The sequence below is a fragment of the Streptomyces sp. NPDC052064 genome, from assembly GCF_055585925.1.
Map to the genome: position 1 here is coordinate 140,144 of NZ_JBVJJE010000013.1, position 14,034 is coordinate 154,177.

Below are 14,034 nucleotides of genomic sequence, written 5' to 3' on the forward strand. Positions count from 1 at the left end.
CCGTTTCTTAGGCATTTCTGGACAAAAGGTAACGGCTCATGGGCGGCCCCGCCGGGCCGCCGCGCGTCTGGAGAGCGCGTCGGCCGCGACGGCGGCCAGCAGCACCCCACCCGTGATCATGAACTGCACGGCGTCCTCCACTCCCAGCAGCCCCATGCCCGAGGCGATCGACTGGATGACCAGCACACCGAGCAGCACGGACCAGGGCGAGCCACGCCCGCCGAACAGGCTCGTACCGCCGATGACGGCCGCGGCGATCGCGTTGATCAGCAGCATCCCGGAACCGGCGGCACGGGCCGTCGTGGGGCTCGCCGAGGTCAGGCCCGAGGCCACGAACAGCCCGCCGATCGCGGCCAGCGTCCCCGACACCATGAACATCGCGACCCGCACCCGCTCCACGGCGATGCCCGCCCGCCGCGCCGCCTCGACCCCGCCGCCGAGGGCGTACACCCGCCGCCCGTAGCGGGTGCGGCGCAGCACGTAGTCCGAGACGACGAGGACCACCAGGAAGATCAGCAGCGCGAGCGGCAGCCCCTGGAACCGGTTGAGCGTGTGGGCCGCGCCGAAGGCGAGCACCGCGAGGACACCGGTGCGCGCCCCGATCTCTACCGTCGGCCGGTACGGCATCCCGGCGGCCCGGTGCCGGGCGCGCTTGCGGTGGGCGGCCAGGAAGTACCCGGCCGTGCCGAGCGCCGCCACCGCGTAGGCCGCGATGTCGTCACCGAAGTGCCGGCTGGTCAGGGAGGCGACCAGGCCCTCCTCGTCGATGTTGATCGTGCCGCTCGCGCCCAGCAGGTAGAGCGTCAGGCCGTTCCAGACCAGCAGCCCCGCGAGGGTCACGACGAACGCGGGCACGCCGAGCCAGGCGAAGAAGAACCCGTGGAACGCGCCCACCGCCATGCCCGCGGCGATCGCCACGATCACCGCGAGCCACTCCGGCATCCCGTAGTTCACGTTCAGCACGGCGAACGCGGCGCCCGCCAGGCCGCTGACCGAACCGACCGACAGGTCGATCTCCCGGATCAGCAGCACGAACACGATGCCGACGGCGACCAGGCCGGTCCCGACGATGTCCACGCTCAGGTTGGACAGGTTGCGCGGCGAGAGGAACTTGTCGTCCAGCGCCTGGAAGACGCCCCAGATCACGATCAGCCCGGCGACCACCAGGAGCGGCCCGCGCTCGCCGTCCCGCACACTGCCGCGCATCTCCAGGGCGTAGTCGCGCAGACTGCCGGGCCAGCCGCGGGTGCGCGGCCCGCGGCCGGGCGCGACCGGCCCGGCGCCGCCGCCCCGGTGAGGTCCGCCCCCGGTCACGGCCACGCCTCCTCGTCGCCCTTCGTGCGATGCGCCACGGCGTTGTCCGCCGCCCCGGTGACGGAGGAGATGATCTGCTCCTGCGTCACGGTGCTCACGTCGAACAGACCGTTGTTGCGCCCCAGCCGCAGCACGGCGACCCGGTCCGCGACGGCTTTGATGTCGCCCATGTTGTGGCTGATGAGGATGATCGCCATGCCGCGGTCGCGCACCTCCTCGATGAGGTCGAGCAGATGGCTGGTCTGCTCGACCCCCAGGGCGGCGGTGGGCTCGTCGAGCAGCAGGACCTTGGGCGCGCCCATGAGCGAGCGGGAGATCGCGACGGCCTGCCGCTGTCCGGCGGACAGCGCCGCGACCGGCATGCGCACGTCGGGGATACGGATCGACAGGGCCCGCATCAGATCGCGGGCGCGGCGCTCCATCTCCACCTCGTCGAGGATGCCCACCCGGTCGATCTCCCGGCCGAGGAAGAGATTGCCCACGACGTCCAGGTTGTCGCACATGGCGAGGTCCTGGTAGACGGTCGCGATGCCCAGGGTGTGGGCGTCGTGCGGGCGTTTGATCTGCACGAGGCGCCCCTCCCACTCGATGACGCCCCGGTCGGCGGGGCTGACGCCCGAGATCACCTTGATCAGCGTGGACTTGCCGGCGCCGTTGTCGCCCGCCAGGGCCACGACCTCACCGGCCCGGACCCGGAGGTCGACGTCCACGAGCGCCTGCACGCCGCCGAACCGCTTGGAGATGCCGCGCAACGCCAGTACGGGTGGATGGGCCACGGGGAATCTCCTCCCTCACCGGGTGAGCCCGGTCCGGGCGCAGGCCGACCGGAGCTTCGGGGTGCAGATCTGGTCGATCGTGTAGATGCCGTCCCGGACGAGGGTCCGCCCGATGGTCTCGGCCGTCACGGAGACCGGGTCGAGCAGCACCGAAGGGACGTCCTGGGTGGTGGGGCTGTCCACGGTCGTCGTGACGAGGGCGTCGAGGTCGTTGTCGCGCGCCAGGGCGACGGCCATGGCGGAGGCCGCGTCGGTCTCCTGCCGGAAGGGCTTGTAGACGGTCATGTACTGCTCACCCTTGACGATGCGCTGCACGGCGTCGAGATCGGCGTCCTGGCCGGTGACCGGGGGCAGCGGCGAGACGCGGGCGCTCTTGAGCGCCGCGATGACGCCTGCGGCGATCGAGTCGTTGGCCGCGAGCACCCCGTCGATCTGGTTCGGGCCGAGGGCGCTGATCGCGGCGGACATGTGGTCGTGCGCGTTCTCCGTGCGCCAGCCCAGGGTGTTGTACGACTTGAGGACCCGCACCTTGTCCCGGAGCACGGACCGGGCCCCGCCCTCGTACCAGGCGGCGTTGGGGCTGGACGGGTCACCGTTCACCATGACGACGCCGCCGTCGTCGGCCCTGGCTCCCATGCCCTTCAGCAGTGCCTCGCCCTGGAGTCTGCCGACCCGGCCACCGTCGAAAGTGACGAAACCCGCGATCGGGCCCTCGGCGAGCCGGTCGTAGGCGACGACCGGGATGCCCGCGCGGTCAGCCGCGCGGACCGAGGAGCGCAGCGCCTTGGGGTCGACGACGTCCAGGATCAGGGCGGACACACCTCGGGTGATCATGGAGTTCATCTGCTGCCGCTGGCTCGCCGCGTCGTTCTCCGCGTTGGCGTACACGACCGTGCAGTCGGAGCACAGCTCCTTCACCCGCTTCTCGATCAGGGGCTTGTCGGACTGCTCCCAGCGGGGCACGGCGCGGCTCGGCAGCAGCAGCCCGATGGTGAACCCGCCCTCGCCCTGTCCGCCATCCTCGGTACAGCCGGCCAGGGTCACCGCCATGACAGCCGCGACGAAACCGGCGCCCATCCGCCACCTACGGCCCCTCATCCCGGACCTCCCTCCGGGGAACGACCTCGTCGCCGGGGGCTGCGCCGGCCCGAGCCCAGGTGCCGGTCCGGGGTTTGCCGCTCGCTCTCGTCCGGGTTCGGGCCCGGGGCTCGGCCTTCGCGTGCGTTCGGGTTTGAGCCCGGATTCCGGTCTCGGCGCCGGGGCTGATCGCGGTCCCGGCTTCGGCCCGGGGCCCGGGCTCTGTTCCTGTCCGGGGCTCGGCTCTCGTCCGGGTCCGAATCCCCCTCTCGGCTCCGGCTTCGGCCCGAGCCCCTGCCTCCGCTCCGGTCGCGGTTCCGGCCCATGCCCCAGCTCCGGTTGCGGCCGATGCCCCAGACCCGGTCCCGGCCCGGCTCCCGTTCCTCTGCCGGCTCGATCCACGGTTCCGCTTCGGGCGTCGGTTCCGCTTCCGGCTCCTGGCCCGCCTCCGGGCGGGACACGACGATCTCGCTCCACACCTGCTTGCCGCCGCCGACCGGCACCGAGCCCCAGGCCGCCGACAGCGCTTCGACCAGGAAGAGCCCCCGGCCGCCGGTCGACTCCCAGTCCACGACCACCGGCTTGGCCGGCGCCCGCGGCGAGGAGTCGCTCACGGTCACCCGCAGCCGGTCCGCGGCCAGGGTCAGGTCCAGCCGGAGCGCGCCCTGCGTGTGCACCAGCGCGTTGGTGACCAGTTCGGACACCACCAGCAGAACGGTGTCGGCGTCGGCCACGACGTCCCACGAACGCAGCGTGCGCGCACTGAACCGGCGGGCGTGCATGACCGCGTCCGGCAGCCGCCACACCACCCAGCCCGCCCGCACCGGCCGTATCCGCATCCCGTCGTAGCGCAGCAGCAGCAACGCCACGTCGTCCTCCCGGCGGCCGGCCTCGCCGAGCAGGTCGTCGGCCATCCGCCCCGGGTCGGAGGGATCGGCCGCGGCGAGCGCCTCGCGCACGATCCGCATGCCCTCGTCCACGTCCAGTTCGGCCGATTCGACCAAGCCGTCCGTCACCAGCGCGAGCACCGTGCCCGGCGCCAGCGCCACCGCCGTCAGCGGGAACTCCGCGTCCTCCAGAACGCCCAGCGGCAGCCCGCCCTCGACCGAGATCTCCTCCGTCCTGCCGTCGGGATGACGCACCAGCGGGGACAGATGTCCGGCCCGCACGAACAGCGCGTTGCCCTCCTCCATGTCCAGCTCGACATAGCAGCACGTGGCGAACAGGTCGGTCTCCATGCCGACGAGCAGCCGGTTGGCGTGCGAGACGACCACGTCCGGTGGATGACCCTCCACGGCGTAGGCCCGGACCGCCGTGCGCATCTGGCCCATGATCGTCGCGGCCCCGGCGCTGTGTCCCTGCACATCACCGATGACCAGGGCCACCTTCCCCTCCGACAGCGCGATCACGTCGTACCAGTCGCCGCCCACCTGGAGCCCGCGCCGGGCGGGCAGATAACGGGCCACGGCGGTGCCCCCGGGCAACGGGGGGAGACGGCGCGGCAGCAGGCTGCGCTGGAGCATCGTCGCGAGTTCCTGCTCGGCGTCGTAGGCGTGCGCGCGGATCAGGGCCTGCCCCACCAGCCCCGCGGTCGCCGTCAGCAGAGCCCGCTCCTCGGGCGCGAACTCGTGCGGCGCGTCCCAGCCGACCAGGCACACCCCGGCCACCCTGCCCTTGGCCGGCAGTGGCAGGACCGCGAGCCCGCCGGGTCCGATCCCCACGAGCCCGGGTTCCAGCACGGCACCCGCCGGCCACAGGCTCATCCGACCGTCCCGCAGCGCCGCATGGAGCGTGGGCAGGGCAGTGACCGGCGCGTCGGGCCACTCCGAGCGCCATTCGGAACGCCACAGTTCCGGCCAGGCACCGGCACCCGGCGGATCGAGCACGGTGACCGCCAGCCGGTCCTCCAGCAACTCGGCGAGCGCCACCCGGTCCGCACCCAGCGGCTCGCGCAGCGCGGCGACCACCACACGGCTGACGTCCCGGACCGTCGTGGCGTCGTCGAGCGCGGCCGTCAGCCACTGGATCCGGGCGACGTCGCTGGCGCTCCGGCGCAGCACGGGAGCCGCGGTCACCACACCCAGCACCCGCTCCGGGGTCCCGTCGGGCCTCTTCAGCACGCGGCAGTTCAGGCGCAGCCAGCACAGTTCACCGGTGGCCCGGCGGGTACGGAACTCCAGTTCCCGGCGTCCGGGGGTCTGCGCGGACGGTTCGATGACCGACATCAGGGCCGGGACGTCCTCCGGGACGCTGTAGGAGAGCAGGGTGTCGGTCTTGCCGTCGAAGCCGCCCTCGGGGATGCCGACCAGTTCGAGCAGGGCCGGGTCGGTCTCGACCAGCCCGGTGCCGGGTGCCAGGGCGAAGGAACCGACCCCCAGGGCACGCAGGGCGGAATTCAGCAGGGGCGAGGGGGCGGACCGGTCGGCCTCGCCCCGGAGCCGCCCGGCGACCGCCTCGGCATACCGCTCCAGAAACTCCCGCTGCTCGGCCCCGAACCCCTCCCCGGCCTCTCCGACCACGACCAGGCATCCCAGCCACCCGCCGGCGGCCCCCAGCGGCACCGCCCCGAGCGGCGCAGCGGCGACTCCGCCTTGCTGCCGACCCGTGAGCCACAGCGGCCGCCCCCTCCGAAAGGCCTCGACCACGGCGGGCCCACTGTCTCCCGACGCCGCCGCGTAGCCTGGCGCCGGAGCGGGCGAGGTGCCCCCGCCATGCCGCACGCGGCTGGGCAACCCGTACCGATCCGGCTCGGCGCCGGCCGACTCCACCAGCCGGAGCTCCGCACCGTCCTCGCTCCGTACGTACACCGCCGCCAGCGCCACCCCGGCGAACGCCAGGACCCGTTCCCGCGCGGCGGACTCCGGCGTGGGACGAGGCGAACCGGTGCCCCCGTGGCCCGGCGCCCGAAGGCCGGGGGCCGCGGCCCGGGCATCGCCGTAATGGGGCATGTCCGCATCCACCTCCCGTCCATGCCGCAGCTACCGGCAGGTGGTAGTCCCCGGAACTCAGGCGACGACGACGCGGCGGATCCACGCCCCACATGAGCGGCAGGGCACCCACACATCAGAATCGCACACCTGGATAACTGCGACATATGGGACGGTCGGGCCGGTTCGGTCAGCACATCCGGCGACTTCCGGCCACTCGTATCCCCCCACGAGCCGTCGCCCCGCCGACCCTGCGCCGCATGGCCCACACCGAGACCGAGATCACGGCGGTCACTGATCCGGGAGCCGTTGCGCGACCAGCACCATGACCTGGCCGATCGCTCGGGGCTCGACCCTCACCGCAAGCCGCGAAGGCTGCGCAGCTCGCTGATCCCCAGCACGCGGGCGAGGGCGAGGTATGCCACCGCCATCGCGAGCGTTCCTGCGGCCAGGGCGGCAGCGGTGGCCGCAGTGCCGGAGCCAAGTGTGGTGGTGCAGGTCCGGGCGGTGCCCCAGCCCAGCCCCGCGGCGGGAGCGGCGGCGCACAACAGTTTCGTGTAGGTGCGGCGCAACTCGCCGTCGTCGAGGCGGCCGCCGAGCTTCCGGCGCAGCCGGGATGCGGTGACGGCGAGCCCGGCCAGATAGGACACCGTGTAGGCGCCGGCCATACCGGTCACCGCCCAGCGCGCGGGCAGCAGCAGGTGACATGCGGTGACCAGCGCGATGTTCACCGCGGCGATCCACGCCGCCATGAAGAACGGGGTACGGGTGTCCTCGAAGGCGTAGAAACCGCGCAGGAGAAGGTATTGCGCTGAGAACGGGATCAGGCCGAGACCGAAGGCTTGGAGCATCTGACCGAGCGGTTGGGCGGAGGCTGCGTCGGCAGTGCCATGGGCGAACAGCAGCGTCGCGATCCGGGGGCCCAGGGCCACGAAGAGGAACCCCGCGGGCACGATGACGACACCGGTCGCCCGCAGGGCCCGCGAGAGATCGGCACGCAGATCGCCGGTACGGCCGGCGGCCGCGGCCGCGCTCATTCGCGGCAACAACGCGGTCACCAGGGAGACGGTGACGATCGACTGCGGCAGCATCCAGATCGTCTGTGCGTACATGTAGGCCGAGTAGCCGGCACCGGCATGCGGCAGCGCCTGGTCCGCGGCGTTGGCGAAGTTCGTCACCACCGTCAACGCGACCTGGTTGACCAGGACGAACAGCAGCGTCCATTTCGCGGCATGGACGCTCCTGCCCAGACCGGTGCCCCGCCAGTCGAAGCGCGGCCGAAACCGGAAACCCGCCGCGCGTACGAACGGGACCAGAGCGAGCGCCTGTGCGGCGATGCCGGCCGTCGTGCCCAGGCCCAGCAGCCGCACCTGTGCCGCGGTGATGTCCGCCACCTGGTCCGGGGCCGTCATCAGCCCCAGATACGCGGCGAACATACCGATCAGCACGGCGTTGTTCAGCACCGGTGTCCACATCATCGCGCCGAACTTCTCCCGCGCGTTCAGCACCTGGCCCAGGATGCCGAACAGTCCGTAGAAAAAGATCTGCGGCAGCAGGAAGCGTGCGAACACCACGGTCAGTTCGAACGCCTCGTGACTCTCCGGGGTGTCGCGCATGTACAGGCCCACGATCTGCGGCGCGGCCCACACCGCCAGCGCCGTACCCGCGGCCAGGACGCACAGCACGAGCGTCACCAGCCGCTGCTCATAGGCCCGCCCGCCGTCGGGCTCGGTGGCTCGCGCCCGGACCAGCTGTGGGACCAGCACGGCGTTGAGCGCTCCGCCGACCACCAGGGTGTACAGACTCGTCGGCACGGTGTTCGCCGTGTTGTACGTACTCGCCAGCAGCCCGGTGCCCAGCGCCGCCGCCTGGAGCACCTGACGGATCAGCCCCATCGCCCGGGACACCACCGTGCCGAATGCCATCAGCAACGACGAACGGGCCAGCCCTCTCTTGTCGCTCTTCCCGGTTCCGGCCTGCTCGTCCGCCGACTCCGCCGCGGTTTTCGCCCCCTCCACCATGGCGCCAACCTATGCGCTCAGGATGCCGAGGAGTGAATCAGCCGTGCCGGCATCGGACTTGGGGCCGGCCGTAGGTCGTGCAAGCGGGCCCGGTGGCCAACGCCCACCGGTCACCGGACCCGCCGAAGCGACGGTTCAGCCGACCCTGCAGGGCAGGCTCGTCGTACTGTCACCGCCCGAGCCGGAGACGGTGTATCCGAACGTCGTGCTCTTGCCCGGATCGAGGGAGCCGTTCCAGCCGGCGTTGTGGACCATCACCGACTGGCCGTTGTAGGTGGCGTTGCCGCTCCACAGGCTCTCGATCTTATGGCCGGACGGCAGCGTCCAGTCGACCATCCAGCCGAGCATCGGGACGGTGCCGGTGTTGGTGACGGTCACCTCGGACTGGTAGCCGCCGTTCCAGCTGCCGGTCGTCTTGCGGGTGGCCGTGCAGGTGCCGGGCACCGGCTCGGACGGGTTGCCCGGCTGCTTGATGCCGGTCACCTCGCCCTTGCCGCCGTCGAAGACGACGTCGGAGCAGGAGTAGAAGGTCTCCTGGCTGTCGGAGCGCTGCCAGACCATGTAGATGATGTGGCGGCCCGACTTGCCCTCGGGGAGCTTGCCGGTCCAGGAGTAGTTGGCCTCGACCGTGCCCGGGGAGCCGTTGAGCGGCGGGTGGTCGACGCTCAGGAACGGCCGCTCCTCCATGTCGTTCCAGGTGAGCGTCCTGGTCGGGTCGAAGCCGTCCTTCGTGATGTAGACGTAGAACCAACCCGGGTGCGCCGCCCAGGCGTTGTACGAGAAGTCGACCGTCGCGCCCGAGGTCAGGTGGGTGAGCGGCCAGTCCTTGCTGGGTGTGTTGAACCCGGTGAAGTTGGTGTTGCCGCCGCTGCACAGCTCGCCGTCAGGTACGAAGCCCCGGGTACGGCCGGCGCCGTCCGAGCGGAGTACCGAGAACCAGTTGTAGAACGGCGTGGTGCCGCTGACCTGCTGCGCGCCCCGGCACGCCGGATTGACCGGCTTGATCTCACCGGTGTCGGTCAGACCGTCCTGCCAGCACAGGAAGGTGCGGCTACCGGGTTTCATGGGGGTGCCGTGCGCCTCCGCCTCGCCACCGGCCGTCATGACCAGGCCGAGGGCCGGAACGGTGACGAGGAGGGAGAGCAGGACCAGGAAGAGGGCTCTGGTCCGGGCGGGGAGTGTTAATCGGGGAATCGGGGGTCCCCCCGGGGATCTTGTCAGGATCATGACGGCATCGTCCGTTCCTCGAGGTACGGGCCTGTGGATGCGTGTGCGTGGATGCGCGGGGTGGGAGCGACTCGAGGGCGGGTTCCGGTCCACCGTTATGGGAGCGCTCCCACCCCGCTTGTTGCGGAAGGTAGCGCCGAGCGGCGCAGTTGTCTACGGCTGCCGCAGAAGGGGGCCGGTCAGGAACGACGGCCGACGGCCGAACCGGAGCCACGCAGGGCTGTGCAACCAGAGGTGGCGGCCCGAGGCCGGAACGGCGGTCGGCGACGCGGCCGCAGTCGCACAGAGCAGCAGGATTCAGTGACGGATCAGGGCCGGTCCGATGCCTGTGCGCGCCCCGGCTGAGGAGGACGGCCAAGGCCGCGGGACTCGGTGAATGCGCGCCGATAGGCGGTTGGTGAGATGCCGACTACGCGGTTGAAATGGCGACGCAAGGTAGTGGCTGTGCCCATTCCGACCTGCTCGGCGATTCGCTCGATGCTGTTGTCGGTCGTCTCGAGCAGTTCCTGTGCTCGACGGATTCGCTGGGTGAGCAGCCACCGCAGTGGACTGGTGCCGGTGACCGCCGCGAACTGTCGGCTGAAATGGCGCAGGCTCATGTTCGCTCGGCGAGCGAGTTCGGCGACCGTGACCTGCTCGTCGAGCCGTTGCCTCGTCGCGTCGAGCAGGCGGGACAGACCGTACCGGCCCTCACCGGGACCTCCGTCGTCGCCGCCGGGCAAGGGGCCGGCGATGAACTGCGCCTGCCCGCCCGCGCGATGCGGAGCCACGACGAGCCGCCGTGCCAGCGTGTTGGCCAGGGTCACGCCGTGGTCGCTGCGGACCATGTGCAGGCAGAGGTCGATCCCAGCGGCCTGCCCCGCCGAGGTGAGCACGTCGCCGTCGTCGATGTACAGCACGCCGGGGTCCACCTCGACCTCCGGATAGGACTCGGCCAGCTTTCGGGTGTGCATCCAGTGGGTGGTCGCGCGGCGTCCGTCGAGCAGCCCGGCAGCAGCCAGCACGAACGCTCCGGTGCAGATGGAGGCGACTCGCGCGCCCCGTTGGTGCGCCGCGCGTACGGCGTCCACCAGTTCGGCGGGCGGGTGGTCCAGGGCGTCGTCACAGGCGGGGACGATCACCGTGTCGGCCTCTGCCAGGTCTTCCAGCCCGTGTGGTGTCTCGGAGCGCAGCCATCCCCCGACACTCGCCCCGGGGGCCGCGCAGATCCTCAGTTCGTAACCGGCCTCGGCGGCCTCTGGATTGCCGGGACCGAAGATCGTGCACGGAATGGCCAGTTCGAACAGAGGCATCCCGTCAGCGACGGCCAGCGCGACAGAGGTCATGGCCTAAATTGTACGCACGGTGGCATTTCGGCCCATTGTGGAGACTGTTGGCCGCCGGTCAGTGTCGTAGTCATGACCAACCCGACAGCGCGTACGTGCCGAAAGTCCGCAAAGGGGGACGATCGGCTTTCCGGTGGCAGCCGTGCCTGGCTCGCGATCGCTCTGGGCGTGGCGGCCGTCGGCTGGGGGGCGAACCAGTTCGCGCCGCTGTTGTTGATGTACCGCTCCGAACTGGGCGTCTCGACGACGACAGTGCAGGCGACCTACGCCCTCTACGCCGTCGGGCTGATCCCCGGGCTGCTGCTGGGTGGCCCGTACTCCGATCGGTACGGTCGCCGTCGGGTGCTGGTGCCCGCGCTGATCACTTCGGCGCTCGCCAGCGGGTTCCTCATGCTGGCGGGTTCGGGGCTGGGCTGGCTGTTCATCGGGCGGCTGGTCGCCGGAGCCGCCAGCGGAGCGGCGTTCAGCTCGGGCACCGCATGGATCAAGGAACTCACCGTCGGCGGTTCCTGCCGGGATGAGCACGCCGGTGCCCGACGCGCGACCATCGGCATGACCACGGGCTTCGCCGTCGGCCCGCTCGTCGCCGGTCTCGTTGCACAGGCCGCACCGGACCCGGTCCTCACCTCCTACATTCCGCATGTGGCACTCACCTTGGCGGCCGTACCGTTCGTGCTGCACACACCGGAGACCCGCAAGGCCGACGAGGACGCCACGTTGCGGTTGCGGTTGTCCGAAGCGAGCAGGCGCCGGTTCTGGACCGTCGTCGCGCCGCTGGCCCCGTGGGTGTTCGGCGCGTCCTCGCTGGCGTTGGCCTACCTGCCCGGCCTGGTGCGGGACCGACTCGGTGACATGGCGTTGACGTTCAGCGCGCTGCTGACCATGCTGACCATGGTCGCGGGCATCCTGGTGCAGCCGGTGGCGCGTCGTGTCCACCACCCGGAGAAGCCCCGCCTGATCGCCACCGCACTGGGCATCGTCGTGGGCGGACTGGTTCTCGGCGCGGTGGCCGCGGCGAACGCGCAATGGTGGCTCATCGCCGTCGCCGCGCTGGTGCTCGGCGCGGGATACGGCTGCTGCCTGGTGTGCGGCCTGATGGAGGTGCAGCGCCTGGCGAGCGCCGAGAACCTGGGCAGGTTGACCGCTGTTTTCCAGGCATTCGCCTACCTCGGATTCGGCGCGCCGTATCTACTGGCCGTGCTGGAACGCGCGCTGCCGCCGCCGGAGTTGCTGCTGCTGGCGTCCGCGCCGGCGGTGCTCACCCTCGCCTGGACCACCTACCGTGCCGCGCACGGACCTGACCGGGCAGGTGGACCGCGCGAGGGCGACAGGGCCGCCCAGTCGGCGGTGAGCGACGCGTAGGGCCTGTTGCGAAAGTGCCGCCTGCCGCGCGACGCCCGGCACGCACTCTCGCCGCACCGGCCGAAAGCCCGAGTGCGCCCAGTACGAGGGCTTCCGGCCGGCACGCCGAGAGCACGCACCGGACGCCGCGCGGCCGCCCTTCGGGCGACGACGCCACTTTCGCAACAGGCCCTAGTCGCACGTAGCCGGTCTCGACAACCGTGAACCGTGGGGCTGCGGTCCGTCCCCCGTGCGGCCACTCGCCGGAGCCGGCTTGCCCCTGCTCGGCCTCGCCCGTTTCCGCCGATGCGCATGCCGAGTGAGGACGTCGCCTGGGCGGACCCTCTTTCGGGCGCAGGGTGACGGAACCGGCTTCGGGCTTTATGAAGTTGACTTGCCTTTCCCTTTGCGGTTCGCTGCGGATCCGACCTTTCATGATCCGGGGGGATCCCTTGAACCGCACCATCCGTGCAGCCGTCTGCGCCGTCGCGACCGCCGGTCTCGCGCTCGGTCTCAGCGCTTGTTCCGAGACGGTCGACCAGGTCGACAAGGCAGTGAACGAGACGTACGAAGTCACCTACGAGGTCACGGGGAAGAACGTCGACTCGATCGACTTCCACGGCGGCGGTGGTAAGGCCATGGAGCCGAAGGTCGAGTCGGTGTCGAAGCCCAAGCTGCCCTGGAAGAAGACGGTCACACTGCGCGGCATCATGCCCGCGGCGGTCATGCCGGTCGCCGCGGACCCCGAAGGCGCCCAGGTCACATGCAGGATCATCCACAAGGGCAAGGTGCTCGAGGAACAGAGTGCCGATGGCCTGGTGACAGCAGGCGGCTGCACCGCCGAGTCCCCGATCACGAAGTAGCCACGAGTTGCGGTTCCTGGACCGCCGCGGCTCACGGCGGTCCAGGACCTGAGTGCTGAACTTGCCTCACCCGCCTCAGGTCCACGAGCCCGAACGGTGACCGCGATCCCGTGCGGTCGTCATCATCCTCGGCCGCCCAACACCTCCCGCACCCATTCCAGTTGACGCCGCACCTGCACCGCGTCGCCTCCCTCGTGCCCGTTGAACGGATACGCGTGGATCTCCTTGGGCGGGACCCTGCCGGTCAGTTCGCCATAGCGGTTGAACGCGGCATACGCCCCGCTCGGCGGACACACCGTGTCCCGCAACCCCACGCCGAAGTGAGCCGGGGCCTGCGCGCGGCGGGCGAAGGAGACGCCTTCGACGTAGGAGAGCGTGCGGTAGGCGTCGTGCTCGGCGCCACGGTGGACGGCGAGGTAGGACGCGATCTCGCCGTACGGCCCCGCGTCCGTGAGGTCGAGCGCGCGGCGGATGCCGCACAGCAGCGGGGCGGTGACGAGCAGCGCCGCCAGATCGGGGACGAGTCCCGCGACGGCGAGGGCCAGTCCGCCGCCCTGGCTGTTGCCGACCGCGACGGTCCGAGTCGGGTCGACGCCGGGCAGTTCCCGTACCGCCGCCACCGCGCGGACCGCGTCCGTGATCAGACGGCGGTAGTGGTAGTCCTCGGGTGAGAGCAGGCCGCGTACCGCCGGGCCGGGGCCGCCCGGCGCGGTGGCGTGCGGGTCGGGGGTGCCGCCGCCGCAGCCGTACTCGTCACCCTGGCCGCGGTTGTCCATGAGCAGGTGCGCGTACCCGGCGTTCACCCACGTCAGGCGCTCGTGCGGCAGACCCCGGCCGCGTCCGTACCCGGCGAACTCGACGACGGCGGGCAGGGGTTCATCGATACCGGCCGGCCTGCTGAACCAGGCGAGTACCGGGTCACCCGCGAAACCTCGGAACGCCACGTCCCAGGTCTGCGTCAGCCGAAGGCCCGTCTCCACCGGTCGCACCGACACCAGGGGGTCAGCCTGGCCGGCCTCCTTCAGGGTGCGCAGCCAGAACGCGTCGAAGTCGGTGGGCTCCCCGAAATCCGGGCGATGGCGCTCCAGTTCCGTCAGCGGCAGGTCGAACGCGGGCACGGGCGGCACCTCGCAGGAATCGGTGGCCGTCCAGAAACTTGCGAC

The 14,034-nt window shown here is 71.2% G+C and carries 10 protein-coding genes; 2 read left to right on the forward strand and 8 right to left on the reverse strand.

The window, feature by feature from the left end; translation table 11 throughout:
- Positions 1–36: 36 nt before the first annotated feature.
- From ACZ6TU_RS31355 to ACZ6TU_RS31385, 7 genes are all read right to left on the reverse strand, one after another.
- Positions 37–1,320: a sugar ABC transporter permease gene (locus ACZ6TU_RS31355; RefSeq protein WP_467669195.1), complete on the reverse strand. Its 1,284-nt coding sequence runs from the start codon at positions 1,318–1,320 to the stop codon at positions 37–39.
- Positions 1,311–2,090, reverse strand: coding sequence for an ATP-binding cassette domain-containing protein (locus ACZ6TU_RS31360; protein WP_467669197.1), 780 nt, complete (start codon positions 2,088–2,090; stop codon positions 1,311–1,313). Before ACZ6TU_RS31360 ends, ACZ6TU_RS31355 begins: the two co-directional genes overlap by 10 nt.
- Before the next feature lie 15 nt (positions 2,091–2,105).
- Entirely contained in the window at positions 2,106–3,188 is a 1,083-nt protein-coding gene (locus ACZ6TU_RS31365) for a substrate-binding domain-containing protein (protein WP_467669199.1), read from the reverse strand.
- A complete protein-coding gene (locus tag ACZ6TU_RS31370; protein ID WP_467669201.1) occupies positions 3,185–6,115 on the reverse strand; it encodes a SpoIIE family protein phosphatase in 2,931 nt (976 codons plus the stop codon). The genes ACZ6TU_RS31365 and ACZ6TU_RS31370 overlap by 4 nt, the downstream gene beginning before the upstream one ends.
- Before the next feature lie 335 nt (positions 6,116–6,450).
- On the reverse strand, positions 6,451–8,115 hold the full coding sequence (gene murJ / locus ACZ6TU_RS31375; RefSeq protein WP_469552361.1) for a murein biosynthesis integral membrane protein MurJ: 1,665 nt from the start codon (positions 8,113–8,115) through the stop codon (positions 6,451–6,453).
- 135 nt (positions 8,116–8,250) lie between these two features.
- Complete coding sequence (locus tag ACZ6TU_RS31380) at positions 8,251–9,342, reverse strand: lytic polysaccharide monooxygenase auxiliary activity family 9 protein (RefSeq protein WP_467669205.1); 1,092 nt, start codon at positions 9,340–9,342, stop codon at positions 8,251–8,253.
- A gap of 308 nt (positions 9,343–9,650) precedes the next feature.
- Complete coding sequence (locus ACZ6TU_RS31385) at positions 9,651–10,667, reverse strand: GlxA family transcriptional regulator (protein ID WP_469552362.1); 1,017 nt, start codon at positions 10,665–10,667, stop codon at positions 9,651–9,653.
- Positions 10,668–10,739: 72 nt separating this feature from the next.
- On the opposite strand from ACZ6TU_RS31385, the gene ACZ6TU_RS31390 reads away from it, so the two are divergent.
- The gene (locus tag ACZ6TU_RS31390; RefSeq protein WP_469552363.1) at positions 10,740–12,029 is read left to right on the forward strand and encodes an MFS transporter; all 1,290 of its coding nucleotides are present in this window, start codon (positions 10,740–10,742) and stop codon (positions 12,027–12,029) included.
- A 413-nt stretch (positions 12,030–12,442) separates the two neighbouring features.
- A complete protein-coding gene (locus ACZ6TU_RS31395; protein ID WP_467669211.1) occupies positions 12,443–12,871 on the forward strand; it encodes an MmpS family transport accessory protein in 429 nt (142 codons plus the stop codon).
- Positions 12,872–12,993: 122 nt separating this feature from the next.
- On the opposite strand, the gene ACZ6TU_RS31400 is transcribed toward ACZ6TU_RS31395, so the two are convergent.
- Positions 12,994–13,989 (reverse strand): acetylxylan esterase, encoded by a 996-nt coding sequence (locus ACZ6TU_RS31400; RefSeq protein WP_467669213.1) that lies wholly within the window; start codon positions 13,987–13,989, stop codon positions 12,994–12,996.
- Positions 13,990–14,034: the final 45 nt, after the last annotated feature.

Bases quoted from the DNA above. Each gene is read 5' to 3' on its own strand.
- ACZ6TU_RS31385 (WP_469552362.1), bottom strand. From the start codon at position 10,667: ATGACCTCTGTCGCGCTGGCCGTCGCTGACGGGATGCCTCTGTTCGAA.
- ACZ6TU_RS31380 (WP_467669205.1), bottom strand. From the start codon at position 9,342: ATGATCCTGACAAGATCCCCGGGGGGACCCCCGATTCCCCGATTAACA.
- murJ (WP_469552361.1), bottom strand. From the start codon at position 8,115: ATGGTGGAGGGGGCGAAAACCGCGGCGGAGTCGGCGGACGAGCAGGCC.
- ACZ6TU_RS31395 (WP_467669211.1), top strand. From the start codon at position 12,443: ATGATCCGGGGGGATCCCTTGAACCGCACCATCCGTGCAGCCGTCTGC.
- ACZ6TU_RS31370 (WP_467669201.1), bottom strand. From the start codon at position 6,115: ATGCCCCATTACGGCGATGCCCGGGCCGCGGCCCCCGGCCTTCGGGCG.
- ACZ6TU_RS31365 (WP_467669199.1), bottom strand. From the start codon at position 3,188: ATGAGGGGCCGTAGGTGGCGGATGGGCGCCGGTTTCGTCGCGGCTGTC.
- ACZ6TU_RS31390 (WP_469552363.1), top strand. From the start codon at position 10,740: ATGACCAACCCGACAGCGCGTACGTGCCGAAAGTCCGCAAAGGGGGAC.